Raw genomic sequence first — 26,728 nt, 5'->3', positions numbered from 1 at the left:
GGGAAATAAGCGCAGTTCAGGACACCCGTACTGATGCGAGTTCGCCTGATCATGGCCAATAGGACAGATTAACGTCACCAATTCGCCACTATTTGTTCATTAACGCCCATGACACTGTCTTTTCGGGCGAACACCCAACATTAGTGAACGCGTACGTAGCTCAAATAGGGAGTATTTGAAGATGACATTGCCTCACCAGCTTCCCGGACCAAACGCTGACTTCTGGGACTGGCAGCTGCACGGATCGTGCCGCGGCGAGACCTCGGATGTGTTCTACCATCCAGACGGAGAGCGCGGTCGTGCTCGCCAACGTCGCGAACTGCGCGCCAAGGCTATTTGTGCTTCTTGCCCAGTATTGGAATCTTGCCGCCAACACGCGCTTTCCGTGGGCGAACCCTACGGAATATGGGGTGGACTTTCCGAGTCCGAGCGCTTGGCTATTTTGCGCAAGATTGAGCGCAAGCAGCCAGTAGCTGTTTAAGCACCACAGACCCTGCCCCTGACGCAGGGTCTTTTTTGCACGGCGTGGGCGCGTCGAAAAGCTGCTTTTCGACGAAAAAACCCTCAGAAGAATCATCTTCCGAGGGAATTTTTCGATGTTGCTAATTAGTGCTGGTGATTATGGTGATCATCAGAGCTATTAGCTGGCTTTTCCACAACTGAAGCCTCGGTGGTCAGAACCATACGAGCAACAGAAGTAGCGTTAACCACTGCAGAGTGGGTGACCTTAACTGGGTCAATGACACCGTCTGCAATCAGGTCGCCATACTCCAAGGTTGCAGCGTTGAAGCCGGAACCATTAGGCAGTTCAGCGATCTGAGAAACCACAACGGCACCGTCGAGGCCAGCGTTGGAAGCAATCCAGAATGCTGGCTTGCTCAGCGCGGTGGCCAGCGCACGGACGCCGATCTTCTGATCGCCTTCGAACTCCTCGGCATATGCCTTGAGGGTGTCAGCGATCTGCACCAATGCAGAGCCACCGCCGGCGATAACGCCTTCCTGGGCAGCTGCACGAGCAGCGTTAATAGCATCTTCTACGCGGAGCTTGCGGTCATTGACCTCAGTCTCGGTAGCAGCGCCAACGCGGATAACAGCAACACCGCCGGAGAGCTTAGCCAAACGCTCTTCCGCCTTTTCGCGATCCCAGCTGGAATCGGTGTTTTCAATTTCGCGACGGATCTGGCCGCGGCGGGACTCAACAGCCTCTGCGGTACCAGCACCATCAACGATGACGGTCTCATCCTTGGTGACAGAAACACGACGTGCAGAGCCGAAAACTTCAGCGCCTGCCTCGTTGAGGTTAATGCCGACCTCAGGGTCAACCACGGTGGCAGCAGTAACGACAGCCAGGTCATCCATGAATGCCTTGCGACGATCGCCGAAGTATGGGGACTTCACTGCAACAACCTTGATGGTCTTGCGGATGGAGTTCACCACGAGGGTCTGCAAAGGCTCACCCTCAACATCCTCAGCCACGATCAGCAGCGGACGGTTGAGTTCAACAACCTTTTCCAGCAGCGGAAGGAAATCTGGCAGGGAGGAAATCTTATTACGAACTAGCAGCACAGCAGGGTTGTCGAGGACAGCCTGCTGGGTGTCAGCATCGTTAATGAAGTATGGGGAGAGGTAGCCCTTATCGAAGGAAATACCCTCGGTGACGTCCAAAGAGGTCTCAACAGACTGAGATTCCTCAACGGTGACAACACCGTCCTTGCCGACCTTCTCCATGGCAGCAGCAACAATTTCGCCCACAATTTCATCACGGGAGGAAACGGTTGCAACGTTTGCGATTTCCTTGGTGTCGGAAACAGCAGTTGCGCGTGCCTTGAGCTCAGTGATGGTCTTTTCTGCAGCTGCAGCAATACCCTTGTTAAGCTCAATTGGGTTAGCGCCAGCAGCAACGTTGCGCAGGCCTTCAGTAATCAAAGCCTGAGCCAGCAGGGTTGCGGTGGTGGTGCCGTCGCCAGCGATATCGTTGGTCTTAACAGCAACAGACTTCACCAGCTGTGCGCCGAGGTTCTCAAAAGGATCTTCGACATCAATTTCACGGGCGATGGTAACACCGTCGTTGGTGACCAGCGGTCCGCCGAATGCCTTATCAAGAACCACATTGCGACCACGAGGGCCGAGGGTGACCTTGACAGTGTTGGCTAGGGCGTCGACGCCCCGGAGAATGCCTTCGCGGGCGTCCTGGTCAAAAGCAATGAGCTTTGCCATGAACTATCGCCTACTTCTCGACGATTGCGAGGATGTCGCGTGCGGAGAGCAGCAAGTACTCAACGCCACCGAACTTAATCTCGGTTCCGCCGTAACGGGAGAAGATAACTACGTCATCTTCCTTCACGTCTAGTGGAATACGGTTGCCCTTGTCATCAAAACGGCCAGGTCCAACAGCGATAACGGTAGCCTCTTGTGGCTTTTCCTTAGCGGAATCTGGAATAACCAGGCCGGAAGCGGTGGTGGTCTCTGCCTCGTTGATCTGAACTAGGATCTTGTCCTCGAGCGGCTTGATGTTGACGTTTGCCACGATGAATCCCTCCATGAGAAAAATATTTGTTGTGCCGGTTGTGGATTTCCAGCACAGCCGTCGTCGCGGGTGAACAACTGTGTGTCAAACAACCTATTTGGCACTCTACCCTCGCGAGTGCCAGCACTCAACTAATAAGGGTGCTAATTTTTAAGCTCACAGCGAACACTAATCTCCCGCCATAACTACCCCAAAAAGAAAAAATGGGGCCTCAAGCCCCATTAATCCACGCGGCATTAGTCCATATTGCGCAAGTTATAAACTGCGCGACGCCACAGCTGGAACTCTTCTGGGAAATCATCGCGGTAGTTTTTAGCAGCGCGAATACCGTCATTAATGCGCTCAATTTCGGCTTCGTCGACGTCTTGGCCTTCAGCACCAACAAAGATCACGGGGCCACATACAGCTGCAGCTGGGTCTGAGAAGAATGCAGCATTGCCGGTTGCAGCTGCGTTGCGTCCAAGGGAAGCAACAGGGTTCGCAGCTGCGCCCTCTTCCTTAGCCTGAGCGTTATAAAGTGCGGCATAAACGCTGCCGTCCTCTTGGAAAGCAACAGCCACACGGGCATCATCTGCGCCACCGAGGAACATTGCGACATGCTCTAATTCAAACTCAACAAGGCGGCTGGTGAGGTCTGGGTTTACAAGAAATCCTTTAGTCATAGCTTTCAATTAACCTGCACCTCCCCCACTCTGCTACTTGGGCAGATAAAAATTCATGAGAAATTCATGAGCCCCTGGTTATTTGCCAAGGCCGTGGCGGGAGAAATTGCTGCTGCAATTCTGGAAGCTGAAGTAGGTGCGGATCCAAATTCAGTTTGTGCAGAAAGTGCTGCAGCCATGGCGTGAATGGTCACTGCCGGTGCCACTTGGACGTACATAGCAGTTTTGGGGATCTCCAATTCAGGCAGGTATTCCGCTGCCCGCTTAAGTTCCACAATGCTATGTGCCAAATGTGCGCCAATCAGACCAGAAAGCACATCTCCTGAGCCTGGAGTAGCCGACCAAGAATGCCCGGCATTAACCAGATAGGCATAATCGCTGGTGGCAATGACCGTGAACCTTCCTTTAAGCAGCACACAACACTGCAAATTTTCACTTAGGGCAAAGGCAGCAGCGATGGGATCTTTTTCCGAGTCAGGGATGTCCACGCCCTCCGCCCGCAGCTCCTGCGCGATGCGGTCAAATTCGCCACGATGTGGGGTCAACACCGTCGCGCCTTGGCGCGTGCGCAGCGCCTGCCGTAACTCCGCTGAGCCACTGAGCAAAGTGAGGCCGTCGGCGTCGATAAGCAGCGGTTCTTCGCTGTGAAGCAGTTGTTGTAATTCTTGGGAGGTGTGTTCGTTGATGCCACGACCAGGGCCAAATACCCAGGCTTGGACGCGACCGGTGGCTTCCAAAGTTGGTGCGGCGACAACCTCGGGCAATGCAGCGATAACCTGCGCGGACGCCGGGCCGGTATAACGCACCATGGAGCTAGTCGCACGCACAGCGGCAGCGGTGGCCAAAACAGCAGCCCCTGGATATTGCTCACTACCTGCAACAATGCCAACGATGCCGCCGGAATATTTATCGTGCTCGGGGCTCGGTTCGATATCTAGAGAAATAAAATGCGGGCCGATGGTCTGAATAGTTGAGGAGGCTTCGGCAAGCTCCTCCACCAGTGAGTCGATCAACTCAGGGGGATCATTCCACGCTTTGGAGGCATAACACTGCGGTCCCCCATCGGCATATTGCACCTCGGTTAGAGCCTGGGCGAGAGAATATCCGCCGGCTCCGGCAACACTAATATCTGCGATAAGAACCTCACCGCAAGCGGCAGTTACAGCATGGGCACGCCTTAAACCACCAAAGGTAATGGTGACATCGGCGTTGATATGAGTGGGGATTTTTTGGCGGGCGATGGGGGCACCCACTTCAAAACCGTCCACTGTCACCAACACTGGTTCGGGGACGGCACCAGTATCGGCATTAACTCCAGAGGGAATGTCGACCGCTAAAACGGGCACCCCGGAGGAGTTGAAATTCTCCACAAAGCGCGCGGTATCAGGTGACAAACCATCGCGGCCACCGATGCCTAAGATGCCATCAATGAGCAGCCGGTATTCCATGGCTTGAGGTTCTTCGCGCAGCACAATGCCGCCCAAGGACTCAAAATAAGCCAGGGCAGATTGGTGGTAGCGCTCATTATCAAGCAGCAGTGCGTCTACTCTAAAGCCCTCTTCTGCTAGAAAAGCACCTGCGTAGAGGGCATCGCCACCATTTCCGCCGGTGCCCACAAGGATGAGGACTTTATCATCGCTCACCAGGGGCGGAAGCGGTCCTTTAAGCATGGCAAATGCCACATCAGCCACCGCCGATGCGGCTGAAATCATCAGCTCATCGGGGTCGCTTTGTAATGCCATCAATTTGTTTTCTGCGCGTCGGATCTGATCGACGGAGAATACAGGTTTCATGAACCTAATACTAAAGGTTTAAAACACCTGAGGAGTCTCAACGGACAAAGAAGGATCAGTTCCCACCGAAATTGGTGATGCTGGCGCTCCCTCATGGATTCTTTGGGCCGCCAGTGCTGCAATCATCACGCCATTATCGGTGCAGAGTTTAAAGCGGGGCACGCGCAATTCAATACCTGCTTTATCGCAGCGTTCTTGAGCAAGTTCACGCAGACGCGAGTTCGCTGCCACGCCGCCACCCAGGAGCAACACGGATGCTCCGACGTCTCGGCAGGCGCGCACCGCTTTAAAGGTCAGCACATCACACACTGCTTCTTGGAAGCTGGCGCACACATCTTCCACGGAGATAACCTCGCCGTTTCGCTCCGCTGCTTCCACATAACGCGCAACGGCAGTTTTTAAGCCCGAGAAGCTGAAATCATGGCGGGAATCGGACTTCTTCATCAAACCGCGGGGGAATTTAATGGCTTCCGGATTACCCCGGCGCGCCAATTTATCAATAATGGGGCCGCCTGGGTAGCCTAATCCGAGCAAACGGGAAACCTTGTCATAGGCCTCGCCGGCAGCATCATCAAGGGTGGAGCCGAGCTCCTTCATGGGCAGGCCCACTGCATCAACTTCCAACAATTGGGTGTGCCCACCAGAAACCAACAAAGCCACTGAATGTGGCAGGGTCTCGCCCTCCAAGTTGGCTACAGCGACGTGCCCACCAAGGTGGTTCACTGCAAAGAAAGGCACGCCCCAGGCCGCGGCATAAGCCTTTGCCGCACTCGCCCCAACCAACAGGGCACCGGCCAAGCCCGGGCCGACGGTGGCTGCGACCGCATCGGGCTTGTCGACGCCTGCTTGCTTCAGGGCTTCGCGCATAACTGGAACCATGGACTCAAGGTGTGCGCGGGAGGCGATTTCTGGAACGACGCCGCCAAAGCGTGCATGTTGTTCCATGGATGAGGCGACGGAGTCTGCGAGGATTTCCAAGTTTCCTTGCTCATCCAATTTGACTACGCCCACTCCTGTTTCATCGCAGGAGCTTTCAATTCCCAAAACAATCATGGTTTAAACGTCTGTCCCGTCTGCATCGGTTGGTGAATCTCCAGTATTTTCTGGAGCTTTTTGGCCATTTTCTCTATCGCTGAGGCGTGGGCGCTGCATGGTATAGGCATCTGCGCCAGAAGGCCGGTAGTAGTTTTTGCGCACTGCCAGTGTCTGGAACCCAAAGGATTCATACATGGCGATCGCCGGCACATTATCGGTGCGGACCTCCAAAAACACTGGCCCATCGTGGCTATCTGCCACATGCATCATTTGATCCATAAGCACACGGCCCAGGCCTTTGCGTTGGTGTTCGGGATCAACGCCGATGGTATGGATTTCAAATTCTGGATCTTCGGCAGGACCCATCATGGCAAGGCCAGCGTAGGCAATGAGGTAGTCATCATCAAAAACACCAATATAGAAGGTGTTGGGATGTGAAAACTCCACTGCAAAAACATCGCGTGGCCAAGGGTTATCACCTGGGAACAAGATTTGTTCTAGTTCTGCGCAGCGTGCTGCGTCCTCGCGGCGTAGTTCTTTAAGCTCAAAGGTTTCGCTCATGATAAATCCACTTCTGGGATTGCTGCTGATTTGGGCTTTGGCTTGGGTTCTTTAGCATCTGGCCGGCGCAGGTAGAGCGGCACCAAAGGACCTGGGGTGGCGGTGAAATCAGCTACTGCTACCAAATTCGCGGGCAGTGGCTGGAGGGAAACCTGGGTTACCTCTTGGAGCGCTGCTGGGAGTTTTTCCACCAGGTGCTCAGGGATGGAAACCACATCCACGTCTTCTGCTAATTCCAGGGAGCTCGGGGCAATAACATCAGGACCTGCTACTTTGTGGCCGTCGGTGTAGGCAGCCCAATAGATCTCGCGGCGGCGAGCATCGGTGGCAACTAGCGCACGGGGATGTTCTTCAAAGTTGATGCCGTGGGCAATGGCGTCCAAAGAACTCACACCATAAACCGGGATGCCCAGGGCGTCGCCAAAGGCAGCTGCAGACACCATGCCAACACGCAGGCCGGTGAAGGGGCCTGGTCCACAACCAACCACGATTGCTTCCACGTCAGCAAAGGTGCGCCCAGCCTGGCTTAAGGTTTCTTGCACAGTTGGGGTGAGCTGCTCGTTGTGAGCGCGAGTGTCTTCAATAATGCGGGAGGAAATTGTTTCTCCGCTGGTGGAATCAACAAGGCCCACAATGAGGTCGGGAGTTGAGGTATCAAGAGCAAGTACTAGCACGAGGAATCAGCGTACCTTTCTACCGTCGGCAAGATCGAAAAGGTGCTGGAGTACCTCTCCTGAGCTGGCACGCAGGCCATTGTGTTCATGTTCGCTGGTGATATACACATTCACCCCAGGGATATGGGCTGCGGTTTCAAGGGAGAAGTCAATGGGCACAAATACGTCATTGGCATAAACTGCTGCTGCGCCTGTTGCATTGGAGGCTTCCAGTGCCTGGGCATCATAGAGCTTTGGCCACTGCATCTGAGCAACTTCCAGCGCCACTTCTTTCCACGGGCGCAGGGCCGGCACAGTGTCAGTCCATTCCTTGAACACATGCTCACCGGTAAGCAGTGAGGTGTCTTGCTTAAAGGCTTCTGGATAAACGCGTTCTGCAGCCCAGTTGGTGATCACTCCATCGGCATAAGAGGATTCATGCAGCACATAGTAGAGCGGGTTGCGGTTGCCAAAGGGCAAGAGGTTTGCCAGATCATGGCGGAATGCATTAGAGCTGGGATCCAGCTCAAGCAGGTGATAAAGATCCAGCCAGCCGTCATTGCTGCCTAAAAGGTGGCCAAGCGATCGAAGGCGAGATTCCGAAACTACCTCCCCAGTAGGCAGCACGATGTCACCAGCCTTGGCTTTTTCCACCAGGCTGCGCACAATTTCGCGGTGCTCAGGGAAGCGGCGGTAATACCACTCGGAGTTACGCTGCATGCGGTTATAGCAGTTGCTATACACATCTTCTGCAGGGCGATCAATAGCGCTGAGACCACCAGTTAAAAAGACTTGATCCAGGGAATCTGCATGGGTGGATAGATAATGCAGGGTGGTAAAACCACCGAAGGATTGTCCCAAGAGGTTCCACTTTTCCACGCCAAGGTGGGTGCGGATAGCTTCGGCATCGCGCACAATGCCATCGGCGCGCAAATGGCTAAGGTATTCCACCACCTCTGCGGTGGGGTTGTTAAGGATGTCGTCACCTACTGGGGTGGATTTTCCCGTACCACGCTGATCAAGCATGATGACCCGATAACGCTCTAATGCCACAGCCAACCAGCTGGGGTTAAGCGGACTCAGGCTGGGCCGAGGTGCTTCATTGCCTGGACCTCCCTGCAAAAAGACCAGGTAGGGCAGGTCTTCCCCACCGTTTCGGGTGGCAATGCGAGCAAAAACCTCAATGGTGCGAGTATCTGCAGGATCGGCGGTTAAAGGAACCTCAAGGGTAAGTTCCTCCAACCGCAATTGACCAAGCTGGGTTGTTGTCATTTCATTCATGCTTTTAAGGGTACGCCCGGGGGCGGACACCCCTTTACCCCCGGTGTGCCTAGGCCCTCATTTAAACCCTAGAGCAGCAGGAAGAGAATCTGAGCAGCAATGATTTTGCCCACCATAGCCGTGGGATAAACGGTGGCATAGCCCCTATTAGGAAGGTCAGTTCCGGTTTGTCCATTGAGGTAGGAAATAATCGCAGGGTTTGTGGTCACGCCAGCTGCCACACCCATAGCCTCATCCCATTTGAGTTTCAGCACGTACATGCAGAACACAGCACAGACCAGAGCGGAAATCACAGTGATAAGGAAGCCAGTGCCCATATAAACAAGGGAGGAAGGATCGGTCAAGGCACTGCGGAATCCAGCACCTGCCGAGGTACCAACACCTGCCAAAAAGAGTGAAAGACCAAGCGTGGAAATTGTCCTATTGGCATGGAAAGGCAGCTGCCAGGTTATCGGACCGGTGCGCTTGAGAGCCCCCAGGATCAGACCAACAATGATAGGCCCGCCACCAAAGCCCAAGGACATGGTGGTTCCGCCTGGCAGTGGAATCGGAATAGCGCCCAAGAGCAGGCCGAGGGAGAGACCAATAGCGAAAGGCAGCAGGTTTACATCAGCCAGGGATTTTTCGGAATCGCCCAGAAATTTCCTAACCTCAGCCACACGGCCAGGCGCTGCCACCACGCGGATTCGGTCGGAAAGGTTGATGACGGTATTACGGTCTGGAACAACCTCGGTATCGCCCTGCCTAATACGCGCGATCATAAAGCCGTGGGCAACAGTATCCAGGTCACCCACTGTACGGCCGGCAACCTCAGGATTAGAAACGGTAAGGCGGGTGTAGATCAGCTCGGTTCCTTCAATTTTGGTTTCGCGCTCTTCACCAAGTACAGCAATTGCTTTGTCCACTGCTTCTTCGGTGCCATTGATCAGCAATTGCATACCTGGGGTGATGGGCAATTGTGGATCGGCAAGGCGGTGGGAGTGCGGATCATCCACAATGCGGGTGGCAATAATGCTTTGGCCAGAAAGTCGTGGCAGATCCCCCACTTTGCCGGTGATTTCTGGGTTCAGCTGCACACCTTTCCACACCAATGGCGCGGTGATTAGGCCTTCTTCTTCGGCAGCTTTGCGGTGATCAACTTTAAGAATCTGCGCGCCGATAGCTGCGACCAAGATGGTGCCCAGCACTGCGCCAGGATAAGCCAGGGAATATCCAATAACAGGTTCGCCGGCTAGGGAAGGGTCTTGGCCATTTACAATTTGCACAATGGCTGCCATACCTGGGGTCGAGCTGAGCGAGCCGGCAAACATTCCGGCGCCGATCATGTTATCAAGACCTAGGGTTTTAATAATCGCCCAGGCCAGCGCTACCAGGCCAATAAGCAAGGCGATGATAAAAAGCGTGAGCTTCCAACCGCGGCTGCGGAACTCTTTAAAAAAGGCGGGGCCAGCGGAAAGGCCAATGACATAAACAAACATCGCCAAGCCCAGTTGGTATACAAAGGGTGGGATCTGGATGGCGGGGTTAGCGGTGGCAAGTCCCAGGGCTACAAATAGGACGGCGGCTGCGCCGAGGGAAATCCCCAAAAATCGGATTTGGCCAATTGCGAGGCCCATCGCCAAGATGACGGCGAGCGCAACAATAGGGTTGCTGGCAAAAAAATCGAGCACGCGGGATCACATTCCTTTTAGGTCAATCTGGCCCAACTTGTGATCCCATTTTTTAATATCTAGCAGGTTCACTCGGGGCTAGAAAGTACTTTTCACTACTTTTCATAATCCCGCAGTTTCAGAAGTAAAACAACAGATACGGACAGAATCACACAATTTTGCCGTTTCGCCATTCCCAGCTAAAAATTCGTGCTTCAGAATCCGGGTCCTCCGCAACCGCAGTTTCGCGGTCAATGGAGATAAAAAGATAGGACTCTGAAATCTGCTCCACTAGTCCCCCGCCCCATTCGGCAACCACCACAGCGGAATCCAAATCGGTATCCAGGTCCAAGGAATCCAAAGCACCGATGGGGTCGGCAGAGTCATCATCTTCGCCGAGCAAACGGTATGCATCCATATGGATCAAATCTGGACCACCCACCTCGGAGCGATGTTCACGGGCAATTACAAAGGTTGGCGAGGTCACTCGCCCCTTAACCTGCATGCCACGCGCTAGCCCTTGAGTAAAGGTGGTTTTGCCAGCACCTAAAGGACCATCCAGAATAACCACATCGCCTGCCTCCAGTGCACGGCCTACCTCCTCACCAAAGGCTTGGGTATCTGCTGCTTCCTCAAAACGGCGGGTTCCAGAAGTGGGAAAATCAGGCTTCATTAGCTTCTCCTTCAGACACATAGGTGGCCACAGTGCGACCAGTAGGACGGCACACAACCTCATAGTTAATGGTGCCAATATTGTCGGCAAATTCCGTGGCACTGTGCCCTTGAGCACCAAAAATAACCGCACTATCGCCAGCGCGCACGCTGTGCGGATTTTCCCCCAAAGAAATCACAAACTGATCCATGCACACCCGTCCCACCTGCGGATAATCCACGCCGTTGATGGTGACGGCAAATTTCTCTTGGGCCGACCGTGGCATGCCATCGGCATACCCCGCTGGCACCACCGCCAAAAAACCGCTGTCCTCAGCCGTCCAGGTAAGGCCATAGGAGGTGCCCTGACCGGCCTCAATAGGCTTTACGACGGTCACTTGGCCCACCCAACTCATGGCTGGTTTTAAGCCGTGATCCAGTCCTGCAATGGGTTCTAATCCATAAAGGGCAAGACCGGGACGAATCATCTGGAAATGTAAATCCGGACGCGTTAGTGTTGCTGGCGAATTGCACATGTGATTAACCGGTACCTTAAGACCCACGCTGTGAGCTACGGCGAGGGCGCGTCGAAAAGCATCTTTTTGGGCATCGGTTTCGGGATTGTCTGGCTCATCAGCGCAGGACAGGTGGGTAAAAAGCCCGGTGACCTCAATGTGTGGGGCGGCGTGCAGCTGGCTGAAAACCTCCTCCCAATCTTGTTCGTCAATGCCGGATCGGTGCAGGCCCGTGTCGATTTTTACACTCACTCGAATATGCTCGGCGTCGGTGTTAATCAGTGCCTCAGCGTGGCGCGGGGAAATCACAGCCAGGTCAATGTTTTGGGCGATGGCGGCGCGGAAATCCTGCTCCGGGGACCAAATCCAGCACAGAATTTCCTGAGTAATGCCGATTTCTCGCAGCTGCAGCGCCTCGGCTAGGGTGGCGACACCAAAAGCATCCGCACCATTTTGAGCAATGACCGGAGCGACCTGCTCAACGCCGTGATTATAGGCATTTGCTTTGACCACGGCCATGAGTTTCGCCGGGCCTGCCAGGTTTTTGAGCAGCCGGGTGTTATGGGCGATCGCATCCAAATCGATGCGTGTGGTCAAAAGATTCATGGTTTCCAATTGTGCCACTCTGGGCTTGCACCGTGGCGATTGACTCCCTGCCAATCTGCCCTGTTTCAGGTTTGCTTGTGGTTTTGGTGGTGACAGGTGGACGAACTCTGCGGTGCTTTCCACTATCCTAGACAACGTGGCTGAGAATCTGAATAAACAACTATCCAAATTGTCCAAGCGCGGTCCCCATCGCGTCCTGGTGGGCGATCTCAATTATGCAGGTCTACCTGGCAAAATCTATACCCCGGCCGAGGGAAATGGCATTCCGGGTGTAGCTTTTGGCCACGACTGGCTCAAACCAATTAAGCATTATCACCAAACCTTGCGACACCTCGCTAGCTGGGGAATTGCCGTTGCGGCCCCAGATACGGAAACCGGATTCATGCCAGACCATAAAGGTTTTGCCTCTGATTTGGATACCGCAATGCAGATTCTTGGTGGCGTAAAGCTGGGATCTGGCAATGTCACCGTCAATCCGGCACGCCTTGGTGTTGCTGGCCATGGCATGGGTGCGAGTGCTGCCGTACTTGCTGCTGCTAATCGCGATATTGTCCACGCTGTTGGTGCACTTTATCCTGTCAAGACCTCCCCATCTGCGCTCGATGCAGCTTTTAGTGTATCTGCCCCAGGCCTCGTAATCGGCTCTGCCCAGCTGGGACTTTTTGAATCTGCTGAGGCCAGCAAACTTGCCGCCAACTGGGCTGGCGATGTGGTTTACCGCGAAATGCAAAAGGGCACCCAGCAGGGCTTTTCTGAGGATATTGCGTTCCAGCTCTTGGTTGGCATTGGTCGCCCTCAAACTGCTGCTCAGGAAACCGTACGTGGTCTGCTCACCGGCTTCCTCTTGCACAAGCTGGGTGAAGATAAGAAGTTTAAGGCTTTCTCTGACCCTACTGCTGAGGCGAAGAAAGTTACCTCTTTTTATGGCCATGAGCTGCAAGAACATGCCTTCCCCAAAGATAACTCTCCCCTGGCATTCGTCAATGAGAAGAACTAGCTTTTAGGTTTTAAGCTTTTCTCAAAATTGATTGCACAGGGCCCCGGCCACGGGTTGATCTTTTCACCGGCTGCACCTTCCTTTCCACAGGTGTAGCCGGTTTTTTGGGCGCTGTTTCTGCAGCTGATTGCACAGCTTGAGCCTGAGCAGCAGCCACTGCTTTTTCAAATTCCTCCATTCGACTTGCCGCTTTTAACCTGAATTGACGGATAAATTCTGCATATTCCATGGATTACCAGCCTCCAGCCTTGCGCACATTTACCTTAGGTGCGGGAGTAGATGCAGTGCTGGCACCAACTAATTGCTCACTTTGTGGGTTCGCCACAAATGCTGCAGCAGGCGCAGCAGGCGTCGCCGGTGCAGCAGGAGCTGGGGTTGTTACTGGTGCAGGTGCTGGAATGGCGGTGGCACTTGCGGTGGGAATTGGTTTGGGTGCCGGTTCAGGAACCGAAGCCAATTGTTCTTCGGTAATCTTTGCAGGCTCCGGTGGGGCTGCCTGTGCAGGCGGTGCTGCAGGCTCCGTTTCTACTGCCGGGAGTGGAACTTCAGCTGCAGCCACGACCGCCTGCTCAATGAAGGTCACCAAGGCTCCGATTCCCAAAACGAGCGCTCCGATTCCAATCACTCCCAAGAAGGTTTTCATTCCGCCACCAGACTCCTTTTCCGGTTCTGCTGAAGTTTCTGGTTCTTTGGGCACCTCCGGTTCTTCAGGTGCTTCTGGTTCATCCGCTGGTACCTTCGCCGGCTCTTCCACGCAAGGTTCTTCCTTGGTGGGTGGTGCTTCATCGCACACCTCCGCGCAATCTTCTTTGGCTGCGGGTTCCGGCTTTTCTTCTAACTTCTTCGGCTGCTCTTCACAAGACTTCTCAACTTTTTCCGTCTTGGATTCCGCAGTCTCCTGTACCTCGGTGTTTTTCTCGGCAGTAGCTGGCGTGGTCTTTTCATTGCCGGGGTTGCTCACCTCAGCTTTGCTTTCACTGCCTGAATTGCTCAGGGGGCTAGCAGCCTCGCCGCCACCGGAGACGCCAGCGCCACCTCCCCCACTCGAGCCAGAACCAGCAGAACTACCACCACTAGCCGCAGAAGTCTCCGTATGAGCACCGCTCACAGCATCCTTTAAAGGCGCAATCGGAGACTCACATACCTTCTTTGCATGATTGGTCAATGCATTAAGACACTGTGAAATCGCCTCATCGCGATCCGCACACAAATCACAGACCATCGCCCCGGCTTGGTCAATAAGATCTGCTCCCGCAGCCACACAATCGGCAAAAGCTTGCGGATGTTCGTTTGAATCAATTGTCGATAAAGTGGCAGTGAGCTGCTCAATAATGCCAATAAGCTGCGCAATTATCTCCTGCATGCCCTGATCAGATTCATCAACGGCCGTATCAATCGCATCGGCAGCCTTGCCCGAAGCCTCACCTACCTCCTCTGCGCCACCACGATTGCTCAACCAATCAGTCGCCCGATCAAAAAGTTCGGTGGCGATAATTCCACCAGCAATACCACCCAAATATTTCAAAATCTCGCCAACCCAGCTCTGCACTCCCCCAGTGTCAGTGCCACCACTAGCGCGTTGACCAGCACTTCTAATCGCCGAGGTATCCAAACCATCAATGGTGTCGTAGGCTTCAAGCAAATTACTGCTGCTAATCGCCGGCTGCGTAAAAAGCCCGCGACTCGCCGAACTTAGTAAATCAACGGCCTTTTTATATCCTTCAACAACCTCATTCATTGCCGATCAACACCTTCCACACCGGCAGAAAAGTGCGTGTCTGCGTCGAAAAGCTCTTGTACCTGCACCGCTGCAGCCTCCGAGCTCAGGGCAAGCGCATTAAGGCGCTTTTCGACGCCCAGATGCAGGGCGTTAAGCGTGTCACTAAGGTTGCGGCCTTGCGAGGCAAAGCCGCGGCCGGTGGCGCTTGGATCTAGCCGCGGTTGGGTATCGCGGTGGGTGCTGTGCTGTTGTGTCGTCTCCCCGATGAGATTGCGCAGCACCTCCAGTGCGGCATCCACCTCTAATTCAATTCCGTCCATAAAAATCCCCCCTGAGCTATCCAACAAAAAGGCTTACATTTATGTTGGACTGCTCAGAGGGGCTATGGGTTCCCTAGTTTTTAAGAAAACTTTTAGACTTCAGCAACCACGGCAGCCAAACGGCCAGCAATGCGACGAGCCTGCTCCTGTTCTGGGGCCTCAACCATCACGCGGAAGAGTTCCTCAGTGCCAGAAGCACGCAGCAGTACGCGGCCGTAATCGCCAAGTTCTGCTTCGGCTTCCTTAATTGCTGACACAACCATTGGATCAGCAACAATGGTGGACTTATCCGCCACTGGAACGTTGATAAGAACCTGTGGCAAAACCTTCATGGCCTGGGCAAGTTCAGCCAAGGACTTTCCGGTTTCTGCCATGCGAGCCATGATGGACAGACCCGTCAAAGTGCCGTCACCGGTGGTTCCATAATCCGGAAGCACAATATGTCCGGACTGCTCGCCGCCGAGGCTAAAGCCACCAGCTTTGAGATCTTCCAGCACATAGCGGTCGCCCACCTTGGTAGCGCGCATGGTAATGCCTGCTTCATCCATGGCGATCTTCAAACCCAAGTTACTCATGACGGTTGCTACCAGGGTGTTCTTGCGCAGCTCGCCGTTTTCCTTCATCGCAATTGCCAGGATGGCCATGATCTGGTCACCATCAACAACCTTGCCGTCTTTATCTACGGCGAGGCAACGGTCAGCATCACCATCGTGAGCAAGGCCGAGGTCTGCACCATATTTAACAACAGCAGCCTGCACCTTATCGATGTGGGTGGAACCGCAGTCTTCGTTGATGTTGTAGGAGTCTGGCTTGTTGTGGATAGCAATTACCTTTGCACCGGCTGCTTCATAGGCTTTTGGTGCAACATCGCTGGCTGCGCCATTTGCGGCGTCTACAACAACGGTAATGCCAGCAAGTGGAGTGGAGACAGCTTCTTTAAGGTGCTCGAGATAGCGTTCCTGTGCACCAGGAGCTTCTTCAATAACACGTCCAATGCCGTGGCCAGTTGGACCCTCAGCTGGGAGGCTATCCATAACCTTTTCGATTTCATCTTCCACACTATCTGGAAGTTTGTGGCCACCAGCAGAGAAGAACTTGATGCCGTTGTCTGGCATGGGGTTGTGAGATGCAGAGATCATCACACCCATATCTGCACCATAATCATCGGTGAGGAAGGCAACAGCTGGGGTAGGAAGTACGCCTACACGAAGAACATCAACGCCCTGGCTAGCCATGCCGGCGGCGAGTGCTGCTGCCAGCATTTCGCCTGATACACGAGGGTCACGGCCAATGATGGCTACTGGACGACGTCCGTCGCTGCGCTTTTCTGCGGTAAGTACATGCGCTGCGGCTGCGCCTAGTTTTAGTGCGAGCGGTGCGGTTAGTGCCTGGTTGGCAAGTCCGCGGACGCCATCGGTTCCAAAAAGTCGAGTCATACTGTTAATTATGCATGCATCTCGCAGTTTCGCTGAGTTCTAAAACCCGCTAATAGGAAAACTCTGTGAAAAAGCACACTTAAATACGGGAAAACCCGTCCCACTGGAGTTCCAGCGAAACGGGTTTTGCCAAAAGCGAAGAAAATATCAACGCTTGGAATACTGAGGTGCACGACGTGCCTTGTGCAGACCAGCCTTCTTGCGCTCGACTGCACGAGCGTCACGAGTAAGGAAGCCTGCCTTCTTCAAGACGCCACGCTCTGCTGGGTTGTAAGCATTAAGCGCACGTGCGATAGCCAGACGGAAAGCGCCAGCCTGACCGGTAGGGCCGCCACCGGTGAGGTTTGCAACGATATCGAACTGGTTCTCGCGGCCCAGAAGGACCAAAGGAGCCTTAATCAGCTGCTGGTGCAGCTTGTTTGGGAAGTACTCTTCCAGGGTGCGACCGTTGCACTTGAACTGGCCGGAGCCAGCAACAACGCGGACGCGAACGATGGCGCGCTTACGGCGACCAACGGTCTGGATTGGGCCGTCAAGAACTGCTGGTGCAGCCTCGATGGTCTCTTCCTCGGTGGAGGTAGCAATTGCATCGCCGATGGTGTTGGTGAACTCCTCGGTTGCAGCGGTAGCTGCAGCGATGTCAGCAGCGTCAGCGACGTTGCTCTCTACGTTCTCGTTCTGGATAGGCTCGGACATTACTGGGCCACCTTCTTGAACTCGTAGGTCTCAGGCTTCTGAGCTGCGTAAGGGTGCTCAGGACCTGCGAAAACATGCAGCTTCTTTGCGGAAGCAGCGGTGAGCTTGTTGTGTGGCATCATGCCAACAATGGACTCTTCAACAACACGCTCTGGGTGCAGCTCCAGGGAACGACCCAGGGTCATGGACTTAAGTCCACCAGGATAACCGGAGTGGCGGTAGCGCATTTCGCGGTCACGCTTGTTAGAGGTGACAGCGATCTTGTCAGCGTTGATGACGATAACGTGATCGCCGCAGTCAACGTTAGGTGCGAACAAAGGCTTGCCCTTGCCGCGAAGAAGGTCGGCGGCGTGGGTAGCCAGGCGACCCAGCACCACGTCAGTGGCGTCGATGACGTACCACTTACGGGTAATGTCACCGCTCTTTGGGTGGTAAGTAGACAAAATGACTCCTTAATAAGTCTGTCTAGAACTGCCAGCCAGAAAAGTGATTGGAAGGGTTCATGACGGCGGCCGGTGGTGACCCGCACATGTCCTGCTGTCTGCGCTTACCCCAAAAGGCAGATCAGACTCCACACACAAAGAATAAACTGTACTATGGCATGGTCTAAAAACCAAAAACCGCTGCGTCTGCCTTCTCAAAGAAGAAAGATCGCAGCGGTCTTAAAGCGCACTTTTAGACGGGGTGGGTCTTTTGCCTGGTGGCTATGGAATTAAGAAAAGTGCGCAGGGTCAGGGCTTTTATTTCAGCAGTTAGGCTCCCCAGCTCGCCGCAGCACGGCGGTTAACATCGGACATTCTTTCTGCACCTTGAGCAACGGTGTTGGAAATTGTTGCCAAGATGGTGTTGAGTTCTGCTGCTGCGCGGTCCCACTTCTGTTGCGCTTCGTTATAAGCGGAGGCTGAATCGCCCTCCCAAGAGCTGACCATGGGCTGCAATTGGGATTTCAGTCCATCAAGTAGGGAGTTGATACGGCCAGAGGTGGCATTGATATCAGTGGCGGCACCTTGGATGGCACCAAATTCATAGCGGATCATATCCATTGTTTTCTCTCCTTTTCTTTGTGTTTAGAGTGCTAGTCCAGCGCCGCCGCCAGCTCCCACTGCATTAAAGCTTTGGGAGTTATCAGCTTCGGTGTTTTCAAAGCTATGGGCATTGTGGCGGATGTTTTCGGAAATGGATTGCAGTGCTTCCTGCAGCTGACGTGCAGAGTCATTCCAGCGGTTCATTAAGGCATCAAAACTCACCTGTGCTTGACCAGCCCAGCTGCCGCGTACGGAATCAACCACTCCGCGTAGTCGATTAAGTTCTGCCTGGACTTCATCATTGGTGCCGTCCACCTGACCTGCGGTGGCCAGCATGACATCGGCTTCAGTCCTAAAAAGTTGTGACATTTAACTTCGCCCCTCCTCGAAATAAACTTTGATGTGCAGTAACCCAGCAAGCGTGGCTTCCTGGTGTTCCCCCGAAAAGATTTTTATCTTTTCTACTTATGTTGGACTGCGCGAAACCGCTAAAGGTTCCCGGTCCGCCCAAACTATTTGAGAGCTAATTTTTCAATCACGCTGCGACACGTCGCCCTATGCACGAGCGTCTCCTCTTGCCTGCTGTGACAACCCACGCTGAGCTGGCGATCTGCCTCAAACCAGGTCACCCACAACACCTTCGAACCATCGCCGGGTTCCTCCACATAATCAATGGTCTCAGGCTTGCCCCACTCCCCTACCAGCACTTCCTCCAGCGCTGGATCATTCGCAATTAAACGCCGCAATTCCGCAGCCACCAGCTGCGTATCGGCCCCATGCAAAGGATCCACACCCAGATGAATTCTCAAATTGGGATCAGGCCCCACCAGCTGATGGGTGTCGTCGACAAGCTTTAACTGGAACCCGCGTGGCGCCTCAACCAGCAAGTCCTGGGTGACCAGTACGGTGGGTTGCACGCTTGTCGACGCCGCCTTGGTGGCACTCTCCCGGGCCGCCGTGGCGGCCGGCGAAGTGGTCGGCGGTGCTGGGGAGGCACTCATTTCTGCGGGTTTGAGAAGGACAAACCAGCACACCACCACAACTCCAACTAGTGCGCTGACCAGCATCACATGCAGTGGTCTGATGCCATAAAAATGTCGAACTGTGCGCCCGGAGGTGGGTCGTTTTACCGGTTCCAATGCTGGTTGTGGAGTTTCTTCCAGCGCTGGCAAGGGATATTCGCGCAGGGTTTCAATGGGATAGGAGCTCACTCCTTTGGCGATGAAGATTTTGGTGAGCATTTCCACCACGTCATCTTCGGCGTCGATAATCACGTCTGGCTCTGGCCAATTAACTGAGGCCAATTGTTTTACTTGATCCACCACTGCCGGTACCGCCCAGCCTTCAATGATGCCGGCGGCCATAATGTCATAACGGTAAACGGTGTCTGGTCCCTCAAAGATGGTGGCGGTTTCGAGCACGGTGACGGTGATATTGTTCATGATTCACCACCCAGGCGCGCGATCTGAACAACGCCGACACTGTGACCACGCAGCTGCATTTTGGCACGTCCCGGTGGCAAAACTTCTGGTTTTATACCCATGATGGGGCCTTCTTCACGATCAGCACTAAAAAGCAGCACCTGTGGGGCTTGGTCCTTAATTTCCGCAAGCACTGGATCATAAAGGGCGCGAGCCACACCACCAGCTTTACGAGCCATCACAATATGTAGGCCAACATCGCGGGCATGGGGAATGATATCGCGCAGCGGGTGCAATAAACCTGCAGGTAGAAGGTCATAATCATCGATAACAAGGTAAATGTCCGGCCCGTGCCACCAGGATCTCTCCTTTAGTTGCTGGACTGTGATCTCAGGGCCCGGCAGCCTGGTGCTCAAAGTGGTCACCATGTCATTAATATTTGTCTGTGCAGAGGCACTATTGGCGCAATAGGCAGCCACCATATGATCAGGGAAGGCGCCCAAATGGCTGCGCCGAAAATCTAAGACCACCAGGCGGGCGTTATCGCGGCCGAGGGTTTCCAGGCCGGTAGCAATAGTTTTGATCAATGTTGATTTGCCACAGCCTTGGGCACCAAAAGCCAATAGGTGTCTACTGGATTCCGGATCCCAGCTAATCGTATTAAGCTGCGCGCCACCGCGGGCAAAAGGAATGCCCGGCGCGCTGGTGATCGCCAACTCATGTATTGCAATATCAGGTGGCAGCACCTGCAGCTGCGGAACGGGAGCAAAACCTGCAGTTTCTGCCGTGGTACTGACATGGGCAATATCTTGGGTGGAGGTCAGAGCAATAAGAATCTGTTCTGCCTGCTGGTTTAGTCCGCGCCCTGGCTTTGCTGGCACTCGTAATTGTGCTTTGCGATCAATTAGTGAATCCATGGCCTCACCTAATTTCAGCTCGAGGCGGCCACCAATAAGATCACGAATTGCTGGCCTGATTGAACTCCAACGCTGAGTGCTCAGCAGGAGGTGTACTCGTGCTGCCAGACCATGGGAGGCGATGTGGACAAAATCATCAAAAAGCTCTTCAAAATCCTGGGTGATGGTCTGCCAGCCATCAACAATCAAAAAGGTGTGGCGAGCTTCTGGGTTTTTGACCAACCCCAAGACCTCATCAACTAGGCGCCTGACTCGCTCAGGGTCATGGTGCTGCGCCACTCCTGCTACGTGCGGTAAGCGTTCCAAATGTTTTAGAGCGCCTGCGGAAAAGTCCAGTACATAGAAGCGAATGCTCTCGGTGCTACGTGTTGCTGCCAATGACACCACAATGCTGCGCAGGGCAGTGGATTTTCCGGATTGGGGGCTACCACAAATTGCCCAGTGTCCACTGCCGCCAGTGGAGGTGAAATCAAGAAGCAAAGGATCTTGGCGTTGTTGGTATGGGCGATCGATCATGCCGATGATTGCTGCAAGCCCTGCGGCTTCCTCGGCAACCGCACCAATGGATACCTCGGCCGGAAGTGGTGGCAGCCAAATCCGATGAGCGCTGAGCCCCCGGGTTTCACCGGCGCTTTTGGCGCGCGCAACCACTGCGTCGAAAAGCGTCTCGGTTCCCTCTTCAATGAGGACCTCAGTGTCCTCTTCCTCCCAGCCGTTGAAAAGACGAACCTGAGCTGGGGCGCTAGTTTGTTCCACGCGGTGTTGGATGGGGCCGGAGACATAACTTGCTTGGAAGCGGGTGATGGACTCAACATCGGATTTAAGAAATCCGGCGCCGGGCTGTGCTGGCAGCTGATAGGCATCATTAATGCCTAAGACCTGGCGTGATTCCATAGCCGAGAAGGTTTTAAGACCAATGCGATAGTAAAGGTGGGAGTCTAATCCGCGCAATCTGCCCTCTTCGAGGCGCTGGCTGGCAAGCAACAGATGAATATGCAAAGACCTGCCCAGACGACCGACGGCAACAAAAAGATCGGCGAAATCTGGGTGCTGGCCCAACAACTCTGAAAACTCATCGATGACTATGAGTAGCGCGGGCATGGGTTTGAGATCATGGCGGGTGCGGGCGGCATTGTTGTAGTCATCCACATTGGCAAAGCTGCCGGCCTTGCGCAGTTGTTCCTGACGCCTATTCATTTCACCCGCGATGGCATCGTGCATGCGCTCGACCAGCACGGATTCTTCCTCCAAGTTGGTGATCACCGCTGAGGTGTGCGGCAAATCCTCACAGCCGAGGAAGGTAGCGCCGCCCTTAAAATCCACCAGTACTAGGTTGAGCTCAGCTGGTGAATGGGTAATGCTTAAGCCCACTACCAGGGTTTTTAACAATTCGGATTTTCCGCTGCCAGTTGCCCCAATGCATAAACCATGTGGACCCATGCCACCGCGGGCTGATTCCTTTAAGTCCAAAATCATGGGAGTCCCAGCAGCGCTAAGCCCCAAAGGCACGGTGAGGCGGGAATTGGGATGTGGGCTGCGCTGCGTCCACATGGTGACATCATCTAGTTCTGCGATATCGGTGATACCCAGCAGGGAGAGCAACTCCCCTGATACCTGGCTATCTGCGGTGGTGGGGCGTCGAAAAGCGGTTAAATGGCGGGCAAAGGTGAGCGCAATATCTACGCTCACGCCGTCCGGGGTGCCTAAGGTCTCCAAGCCCTGCGCGGTGGCCACGACCAGCTGCTCGTCCACGTATAACAGCAGGCCTTCTTCTTCGGCGCGCTGGCCAAGGGCGGTGCTGGTCTGCGCGCCGACGTTAATGATGGTGGTCCAATAGGGATCGTCAATAAAATCCTCGGTGCCATTGGTCAGCACGGAATCCACAATCAAAATGCGGTGGCGGGCGTCATCGGGGTGACGGGTATGCGGCACCCACTTCAGCCATTGCCAATCCGCGTGGTTGTCGGCGGTGGTTTCGGTTTTAATGGTCACCGTTTCCGGGCCGTGGTGATAAAGCAGCTGCATAACGATGGCTCGGGCCAGGTCATGGGAGTATGGACCATTAAGCGCAATAAAGCGAAAGGCTTGGAGCTGCACCGCAACCGGCATGCTTTGCACCGAGCCCACCGCGCGAATGGTGTGACGCAGAGAAACCGCGCATACCGGATCAAGATCCTCAGGGGCACCAGAATCCTTGACAATAATTGCTGGATCAAGGCGCGTGGTGCCCAGGCCAAAGCGGATTTCTAAACAGTCGTGATCTGCTGATGCGCGCTCCCACATCCTTGAGGTACCCAGCTGGGACCACAAAGTAGTGGGATCTGGATGGCGATGCCACTGGTGATTACGCTGCGCCGTGGCATGTTTTAAAGCCTTGGTCCGCAGCGCATCAAGGTGACGCAAATAAGTACGCCTGGTCTCATCAGTGTCATCGCCTTCGGCTGGCGCAAACATCATCATGAGGCTCATGGCCATCATCAAAGGAAAAATTAACACCATGGGATTGAGCTGCCCATTGCTCATCACCATCAACCCCACCATAGCCAGCACCAAGGCCACCATTATGACCGGCATCAAAACCTTGACCAGTGGTTTTGGTGCTGGCCTGACGGCAGCGGGCACCGGTTCTGCACTCAAAGGCTCCGTGGGCAGTGGAGGTGCAGGATCGCGTTCAGCCCAACTTAAAAATTCCACCACATAACCGCTAATCCGCTGCGGATCGCCCTGGTTAAAGGGTTGTACTTCTGTGCTTGCTTGCTCACCTGTTTGCGAGCTTGCATGCGGGCTTGCGTGAGGGTTGGTCACCTTAAGGGTGGCTGCCCGCGCAGGTGTATTTGCCGGACCAGGTTTTGGCCCTGGTTTTGGCCCTGTTTTTGGCGCGGCTACTTGCTTGGTAGTTGCTTCGGTAGTTGGTTCTATGACTGTGGACATGGCTCGCCCTCCCCCTGTGCGTGTCTCCGGTGTCTCCCGGTGCGTCACCGGTTAGTCCCGGTGTCTCCCGGTGAATCCCCCGGTGTGCGTCCCCCGACATCTGAGACAAATACTTGTCATTTAAGGTTTGACTGCCAAAAGAGCCCAAAGGTTCCCTCAAATTTAAAACTGGGGTTTTTCTCACCACCGCAGCTTTTTCCATGAATTTTTTGGCACAATTGCTGCCAGAAGCAGTGCAGAAGTTTTGGGGAAAACACAAACTGTAGCGGGGGTTTAAAAATTGGCCATTGATAATTTGCTGCGCCTCAGTGTGCGCATTGATCTCACCGTGGGAGATATGCCGGTAGCCATGGCAGATATGGCGCTACCTGCAGCTTCCAGCCTGGCTGAGATCCTCGATGAGATTTTAGAGCTCACCCATGCGCCACAAATTTCACGGCCGTGGGTGGCGCGCACCGCGGCCGGAACCCCCATTGACGCCGGCATTCCGCTCTCCCATACCCAGCTTGAACAGGGCGGAGTACTGGTTCTTTCACCCGAGCGCGACCTGCCAGCGCCCATCATCCGCGATGCCGCCGAAGCATTGGTAGAGCTCTCCTCAGAAAACCGCGCCAAAGGTTTGGTGGAATTAATTACCCTCTGTGGCTTTGCTGCGCTAGCGCTCATGCTTGCCAGCCCACTGGCCCAAGCCTTCGATCCGGCTTGGCGAACCCTAATATTTATGCTGCTCAGCATGGTTATTTTAGTGTGGTTACCAAGCCGGGAAGCAGCACTTACGCACCATCTTCTAGCGCTGAGCATTCCCCTGCTGGCAGCAAGCACCGCCGCACTATTGGTAGCAGGCCCGCAACGCAGCCAGATTCTTAGCGAACCGCGTCTGCTGACCTGGGTTTTACTCAGCTTTGCCCTCACCTTGGCCGTCGCAAGCGCAGTGGTTCAGCTGGTTTTTCAGCCCCATATTTTATCCACCGCCACACTCATTACCATCAGTCTCAGCCTGCTGATCTGTACCTTTGCCAGCATCTGGTGGGATCACCCGGCGCGCCATGACTTCAGCGGACCGGCCGCTTTCACCGTCGCCGCCGCGTTAATTTTTATCAGCCTGGCACCATATTTTTCCGCGCACCTGGCAGGCCTGCGCGTCCCAACGCTGCCCACCGCCGGCCAAGATTTATCGGTCAGCGACACCGAATTAAAGGATCCGGTTGCGCGCACCCAGCGCGCCACGGCGCTTTTCGACGCCCAACTACTGGGGTTGGTCATCGTTAGTGCTCCGCTCATACTTTTGGTGGCTGCGCCTGGAACCTGGTTTGCAACGGCCTTTGCCCTTTGCATCATGATTGCCTCTGCATTACATGCTTTTAGGCATCACGCACCCGTCCCCACCTGGTCCTTGATGGTCTTGGCCTGCGCTAGCTTTTTAAGCGCCGTTTATTCCCTTGTTTTTGCCGATTCTCCCTCCTGGTTTAGCTTTGTGGGCTGCGCCATTGTGGTGCTGTGTGTGATGACAGTCCTGGTGTGGTTTAGCAAAATTCCCCCTTTGGAGCCCACCACCGTGGTGTGGTTGGAAAGGTTGGAATCTTTGGCCATTGCTGCAGCTTTACCTTTGGCACTGCACTTATTGGACGTTTTTGAGCTGCTCCGAGCTATGGATATTGGTTGGGGCTAACACCATGAAACTCCTGCCTGCTCTATTGGTTGCAGTGTCTGTGCTCCACGTTGTTGTGTTGCCCGAGGTAGCTGCCCAAGAGGTGGAAGCGCTACCTTGTCCTACGGCGCAAGAAGTTTCTCCCACCGCATTTGTCATGGATTCGCACCTTAAAAAATCAATAACGGCAGCCCACACCCTTGCCACCGGAGCTGGGATTAAAGTGGCGGTTATCGATACCGGGGTGGCGCAGCATCCCAGGCTTCCACCTTTAATTGCTGGTGGTGATCTCATTAGAGCGCACCAACAATCGGGAGTACCGGGCGAATTTGTGGATTGTGATGGCCACGGCACCATTGTTGCGGGCATTATTGCCGCTCGGCCAAACCCTGGATCCGGCTGGCCTTATGATGAATCGGCAGATGACATCATGGGCATTGCGCCCGAGGCAGACATCATTGCGATTAAACAAACCAGTGCTTATGTTCGCACCACCGAGGATTCCTTGGTGGGAACCTTAAGTACCTTGGCAGACTCCATTCACCGTGCCATTGACGCAGGCGCGCACATTATCAATATTTCTGTGGTGTCCTGTTTACCGGGAGAAACATCAAATCCTGCTCAATTCCAACCCCTCAACGAAGCTTTGGATAGGGCCGAACAAAGCGGAGTGATTGTGGTAGCTGCAGCTGGAAACCTCAGCACCACCTGCGAGGCTGGATCAACGGTCTACCCAGCACACTCCGATACGGTGTTGGCGGTTTCAGCCCGTGCCAATGCCCACACCATTGCGGCCTATTCCATGCCTTCAACACAGCAAATTCTTTCAGCTCCCAGCACCGTTGGAGCTGGTCTTTCCCCACATGATGATGGTTTTGCAAGCGCCATAATCACCCAATCTGGGCCCAGCCCTTTTGAAGGCACCAGCTTTGCCACTCCCGTTGTTAGTGCCACTGCTGCCCTCCTGCGACAACGTTTTCCAACAGCAACCCCGCTGGAGATTCGCAACCGGATTTTTCAAAGCATTGATCCAGCCCGCGGCGCTATCGATCCCTATAGGGCATTAAGTTTTCAATCTCCCGGGGAGCCTCAGCTAACGGAGATCGCTTTGAATTTCCCCACGGCTCCCGATACTTCCACCCAAACTCGGGGCACTGTGGTGATAGCAGTGCTCTGTGGTCTGCTCTTCCTCGGAGCCGTGCTGATGGGGCTTAGCAAAAACCGTAGTTAGCGGTTCAATCCCAACCAGTGGAAAAAGTCATCGGCCCAAGGCAAGGTTCCGGCATGCCACATAGCCCAAAAAGTGATGCTGAAAATGATCCAAATAAGAATCAGCATCAGGGCTAACATCGCCATGCGGAAGCGGAAGGACTTGCCGGAATACCAATTAAAAAAGCGGTCATATTGGTGCACGCCCCAGGCCAAGAGTCTTTTAGCCCATTCCAATTCCAGGGATAAAATTCCGACGCCAATGAAGGTGGTCAACCAGCCTTGGCCCGGAAGTGGAATGGTAATCAGCCCAATAACCGTCACCAACCAGCCCAGCACCAAGGTTCCGGGGCGAACTAAGAAGCCAAACTTCTTTTGCTTGGAGCGCTCATGAGAGGCCTGCAAACGATCAATACGGTCAGAGACCATCTCGCGCATAGAACCCATGCTTAATCACACCTCGTGGGCAAGGTGT

General features: G+C 54.3%; 27 protein-coding genes. 5 read left to right on the top strand and 22 right to left on the bottom strand.

Going from position 1 to position 26,728, the window contains the following annotated elements:
- Window positions 1–181: 181 nt before the first annotated feature.
- Window positions 182–481 (top strand): WhiB family transcriptional regulator, encoded by a 300-nt coding sequence (locus SFC07_RS04020; protein WP_411206940.1) that lies wholly within the window; start codon window positions 182–184, stop codon window positions 479–481.
- A 125-nt stretch (window positions 482–606) separates the two neighbouring features.
- Here the strand turns inward: SFC07_RS04020 and groL are convergent, their stop codons facing one another.
- From groL to alr, 11 genes are all read right to left on the bottom strand, one after another.
- A complete protein-coding gene (gene groL, locus SFC07_RS04015; protein WP_411206939.1) occupies window positions 607–2,217 on the bottom strand; it encodes a chaperonin GroEL in 1,611 nt (536 codons plus the stop codon).
- Window positions 2,218–2,227: 10 nt separating this feature from the next.
- Window positions 2,228–2,527 (bottom strand): co-chaperone GroES, encoded by a 300-nt coding sequence (groES, locus tag SFC07_RS04010; protein WP_015650462.1) that lies wholly within the window; start codon window positions 2,525–2,527, stop codon window positions 2,228–2,230.
- A 236-nt stretch (window positions 2,528–2,763) separates the two neighbouring features.
- A complete protein-coding gene (locus tag SFC07_RS04005; protein ID WP_411206938.1) occupies window positions 2,764–3,189 on the bottom strand; it encodes a hypothetical protein in 426 nt (141 codons plus the stop codon).
- Window positions 3,190–3,242: 53 nt separating this feature from the next.
- Entirely contained in the window at window positions 3,243–4,982 is a 1,740-nt protein-coding gene (locus SFC07_RS04000; protein ID WP_411206937.1) for a bifunctional ADP-dependent NAD(P)H-hydrate dehydratase/NAD(P)H-hydrate epimerase, read from the bottom strand.
- Between the two features lie 18 nt (window positions 4,983–5,000).
- On the bottom strand, window positions 5,001–6,035 hold the full coding sequence (gene tsaD, locus SFC07_RS03995; protein ID WP_411206936.1) for a tRNA (adenosine(37)-N6)-threonylcarbamoyltransferase complex transferase subunit TsaD: 1,035 nt from the start codon (window positions 6,033–6,035) through the stop codon (window positions 5,001–5,003).
- Window positions 6,036–6,038: 3 nt separating this feature from the next.
- A complete protein-coding gene (gene rimI, locus SFC07_RS03990; RefSeq protein WP_411206935.1) occupies window positions 6,039–6,578 on the bottom strand; it encodes a ribosomal protein S18-alanine N-acetyltransferase in 540 nt (179 codons plus the stop codon).
- Window positions 6,575–7,252, bottom strand: a complete 678-nt coding sequence (gene tsaB, locus SFC07_RS03985; protein WP_411206934.1) for a tRNA (adenosine(37)-N6)-threonylcarbamoyltransferase complex dimerization subunit type 1 TsaB — start codon at window positions 7,250–7,252, stop codon at window positions 6,575–6,577. The genes rimI and tsaB overlap by 4 nt, the downstream gene beginning before the upstream one ends.
- Before the next feature lie 6 nt (window positions 7,253–7,258).
- Window positions 7,259–8,503 (bottom strand): alpha/beta fold hydrolase, encoded by a 1,245-nt coding sequence (locus tag SFC07_RS03980; protein ID WP_411206933.1) that lies wholly within the window; start codon window positions 8,501–8,503, stop codon window positions 7,259–7,261.
- Window positions 8,504–8,580: 77 nt separating this feature from the next.
- Entirely contained in the window at window positions 8,581–10,182 is a 1,602-nt protein-coding gene (locus SFC07_RS03975) for an aspartate:alanine exchanger family transporter (protein WP_411206932.1), read from the bottom strand.
- 148 nt (window positions 10,183–10,330) lie between these two features.
- A complete protein-coding gene (tsaE, locus tag SFC07_RS03970; RefSeq protein ID WP_411206931.1) occupies window positions 10,331–10,834 on the bottom strand; it encodes a tRNA (adenosine(37)-N6)-threonylcarbamoyltransferase complex ATPase subunit type 1 TsaE in 504 nt (167 codons plus the stop codon).
- Window positions 10,824–11,933, bottom strand: a complete 1,110-nt coding sequence (gene alr, locus SFC07_RS03965; protein WP_411206930.1) for an alanine racemase — start codon at window positions 11,931–11,933, stop codon at window positions 10,824–10,826. Before alr ends, tsaE begins: the two co-directional genes overlap by 11 nt.
- A 136-nt stretch (window positions 11,934–12,069) precedes the next feature.
- Between alr and SFC07_RS03960 the strand changes: the two genes are divergently transcribed.
- Complete coding sequence (locus tag SFC07_RS03960; protein ID WP_411206928.1) at window positions 12,070–12,930, top strand: dienelactone hydrolase family protein; 861 nt, start codon at window positions 12,070–12,072, stop codon at window positions 12,928–12,930.
- 10 nt (window positions 12,931–12,940) lie between these two features.
- On the opposite strand, the gene SFC07_RS03955 is transcribed toward SFC07_RS03960, so the two are convergent.
- The 10 genes from SFC07_RS03955 to eccCa form a co-directional block, all read right to left on the bottom strand.
- Window positions 12,941–13,159 carry a hypothetical protein gene (locus SFC07_RS03955; protein WP_411206927.1) on the bottom strand — a complete coding sequence of 73 codons (219 nt, stop codon included), beginning with the start codon at window positions 13,157–13,159 and terminating at the stop codon, window positions 12,941–12,943.
- A 3-nt stretch (window positions 13,160–13,162) separates the two neighbouring features.
- Window positions 13,163–14,668: a hypothetical protein gene (locus tag SFC07_RS03950; protein ID WP_411206926.1), complete on the bottom strand. Its 1,506-nt coding sequence runs from the start codon at window positions 14,666–14,668 to the stop codon at window positions 13,163–13,165.
- On the bottom strand, window positions 14,665–14,970 hold the full coding sequence (locus tag SFC07_RS03945; protein ID WP_411206925.1) for a hypothetical protein: 306 nt from the start codon (window positions 14,968–14,970) through the stop codon (window positions 14,665–14,667). Before SFC07_RS03945 ends, SFC07_RS03950 begins: the two co-directional genes overlap by 4 nt.
- A 92-nt stretch (window positions 14,971–15,062) precedes the next feature.
- A complete protein-coding gene (gene glmM / locus SFC07_RS03940) occupies window positions 15,063–16,406 on the bottom strand; it encodes a phosphoglucosamine mutase (protein WP_411206924.1) in 1,344 nt (447 codons plus the stop codon).
- Between the two features lie 147 nt (window positions 16,407–16,553).
- On the bottom strand, window positions 16,554–17,102 hold the full coding sequence (rpsI, locus tag SFC07_RS03935; RefSeq protein ID WP_411206923.1) for a 30S ribosomal protein S9: 549 nt from the start codon (window positions 17,100–17,102) through the stop codon (window positions 16,554–16,556).
- The gene (gene rplM, locus SFC07_RS03930; RefSeq protein WP_411206922.1) at window positions 17,102–17,545 is read right to left on the bottom strand and encodes a 50S ribosomal protein L13; all 444 of its coding nucleotides are present in this window, start codon (window positions 17,543–17,545) and stop codon (window positions 17,102–17,104) included. The genes rpsI and rplM overlap by 1 nt, the downstream gene beginning before the upstream one ends.
- Window positions 17,546–17,854: 309 nt before the next feature.
- Window positions 17,855–18,145, bottom strand: a complete 291-nt coding sequence (locus tag SFC07_RS03925) for a WXG100 family type VII secretion target (protein WP_411206921.1) — start codon at window positions 18,143–18,145, stop codon at window positions 17,855–17,857.
- A gap of 24 nt (window positions 18,146–18,169) precedes the next feature.
- Entirely contained in the window at window positions 18,170–18,496 is a 327-nt protein-coding gene (locus SFC07_RS03920; protein WP_411206920.1) for a WXG100 family type VII secretion target, read from the bottom strand.
- Window positions 18,497–18,639: 143 nt separating this feature from the next.
- On the bottom strand, window positions 18,640–19,569 hold the full coding sequence (locus tag SFC07_RS03915; protein WP_411206919.1) for a type VII secretion-associated protein: 930 nt from the start codon (window positions 19,567–19,569) through the stop codon (window positions 18,640–18,642).
- Complete coding sequence (gene eccCa, locus SFC07_RS03910; protein WP_411207032.1) at window positions 19,566–22,943, bottom strand: type VII secretion protein EccCa; 3,378 nt, start codon at window positions 22,941–22,943, stop codon at window positions 19,566–19,568. The genes SFC07_RS03915 and eccCa overlap by 4 nt, the downstream gene beginning before the upstream one ends.
- Window positions 22,944–23,277: 334 nt before the next feature.
- Here eccCa and SFC07_RS03905 point away from each other — a divergent pair, with 334 nt between their 5' ends.
- The 3 genes from SFC07_RS03905 (at window position 23,278) to mycP (ending at window position 26,275) form a co-directional block, all read left to right on the top strand.
- A complete protein-coding gene (locus tag SFC07_RS03905) occupies window positions 23,278–23,451 on the top strand; it encodes a hypothetical protein (protein ID WP_411206918.1) in 174 nt (57 codons plus the stop codon).
- 225 nt (window positions 23,452–23,676) lie between these two features.
- Complete coding sequence (gene eccD / locus SFC07_RS03900) at window positions 23,677–25,065, top strand: type VII secretion integral membrane protein EccD (protein WP_411206917.1); 1,389 nt, start codon at window positions 23,677–23,679, stop codon at window positions 25,063–25,065.
- Window positions 25,066–25,069: 4 nt separating this feature from the next.
- Window positions 25,070–26,275: a type VII secretion-associated serine protease mycosin gene (gene mycP / locus SFC07_RS03895; RefSeq protein ID WP_411206916.1), complete on the top strand. Its 1,206-nt coding sequence runs from the start codon at window positions 25,070–25,072 to the stop codon at window positions 26,273–26,275.
- On the opposite strand, the gene SFC07_RS03890 is transcribed toward mycP, so the two are convergent.
- Window positions 26,272–26,700 carry a TIGR02611 family protein gene (locus SFC07_RS03890; RefSeq protein ID WP_411206914.1) on the bottom strand — a complete coding sequence of 143 codons (429 nt, stop codon included), beginning with the start codon at window positions 26,698–26,700 and terminating at the stop codon, window positions 26,272–26,274. The genes mycP and SFC07_RS03890 overlap by 4 nt on opposite strands.
- Window positions 26,701–26,728: the final 28 nt, after the last annotated feature.

It is taken from the genome of Corynebacterium callunae, assembly GCF_046592015.1.
Classification (GTDB): Bacteria; Actinomycetota; Actinomycetes; order Mycobacteriales; family Mycobacteriaceae; genus Corynebacterium; species Corynebacterium callunae_A.
The sequence above is the reverse complement of the archived record's forward strand: the minus strand, read 5'-3'. Positions and strand labels throughout refer to the sequence as shown.

Bases quoted from the DNA above. Each gene is read 5' to 3' on its own strand.
- eccCa (WP_411207032.1), bottom strand. From the start codon at position 22,943: ATGATGGCCATGAGCCTCATGATGATGTTTGCGCCAGCCGAAGGCGAT.
- SFC07_RS03980 (WP_411206933.1), bottom strand. From the start codon at position 8,503: ATGACAACAACCCAGCTTGGTCAATTGCGGTTGGAGGAACTTACCCTT.
- SFC07_RS03955 (WP_411206927.1), bottom strand. From the start codon at position 13,159: ATGGAATATGCAGAATTTATCCGTCAATTCAGGTTAAAAGCGGCAAGT.
- mycP (WP_411206916.1), top strand. From the start codon at position 25,070: ATGAAACTCCTGCCTGCTCTATTGGTTGCAGTGTCTGTGCTCCACGTT.
- tsaD (WP_411206936.1), bottom strand. From the start codon at position 6,035: ATGATTGTTTTGGGAATTGAAAGCTCCTGCGATGAAACAGGAGTGGGC.
- SFC07_RS03915 (WP_411206919.1), bottom strand. From the start codon at position 19,569: ATGAACAATATCACCGTCACCGTGCTCGAAACCGCCACCATCTTTGAG.
- SFC07_RS03890 (WP_411206914.1), bottom strand. From the start codon at position 26,700: ATGGGTTCTATGCGCGAGATGGTCTCTGACCGTATTGATCGTTTGCAG.
- tsaE (WP_411206931.1), bottom strand. From the start codon at position 10,834: ATGAAGCCTGATTTTCCCACTTCTGGAACCCGCCGTTTTGAGGAAGCA.
- rimI (WP_411206935.1), bottom strand. From the start codon at position 6,578: ATGAGCGAAACCTTTGAGCTTAAAGAACTACGCCGCGAGGACGCAGCA.
- SFC07_RS03950 (WP_411206926.1), bottom strand. From the start codon at position 14,668: ATGAATGAGGTTGTTGAAGGATATAAAAAGGCCGTTGATTTACTAAGT.
- SFC07_RS03945 (WP_411206925.1), bottom strand. From the start codon at position 14,970: ATGGACGGAATTGAATTAGAGGTGGATGCCGCACTGGAGGTGCTGCGC.
- alr (WP_411206930.1), bottom strand. From the start codon at position 11,933: ATGAATCTTTTGACCACACGCATCGATTTGGATGCGATCGCCCATAAC.
- SFC07_RS03925 (WP_411206921.1), bottom strand. From the start codon at position 18,145: ATGGATATGATCCGCTATGAATTTGGTGCCATCCAAGGTGCCGCCACT.
- glmM (WP_411206924.1), bottom strand. From the start codon at position 16,406: ATGACTCGACTTTTTGGAACCGATGGCGTCCGCGGACTTGCCAACCAG.
- groL (WP_411206939.1), bottom strand. From the start codon at position 2,217: ATGGCAAAGCTCATTGCTTTTGACCAGGACGCCCGCGAAGGCATTCTC.
- SFC07_RS03920 (WP_411206920.1), bottom strand. From the start codon at position 18,496: ATGTCACAACTTTTTAGGACTGAAGCCGATGTCATGCTGGCCACCGCA.
- SFC07_RS04000 (WP_411206937.1), bottom strand. From the start codon at position 4,982: ATGAAACCTGTATTCTCCGTCGATCAGATCCGACGCGCAGAAAACAAA.
- rpsI (WP_411206923.1), bottom strand. From the start codon at position 17,102: ATGTCCGAGCCTATCCAGAACGAGAACGTAGAGAGCAACGTCGCTGAC.
- SFC07_RS04005 (WP_411206938.1), bottom strand. From the start codon at position 3,189: ATGACTAAAGGATTTCTTGTAAACCCAGACCTCACCAGCCGCCTTGTT.
- SFC07_RS04020 (WP_411206940.1), top strand. From the start codon at position 182: ATGACATTGCCTCACCAGCTTCCCGGACCAAACGCTGACTTCTGGGAC.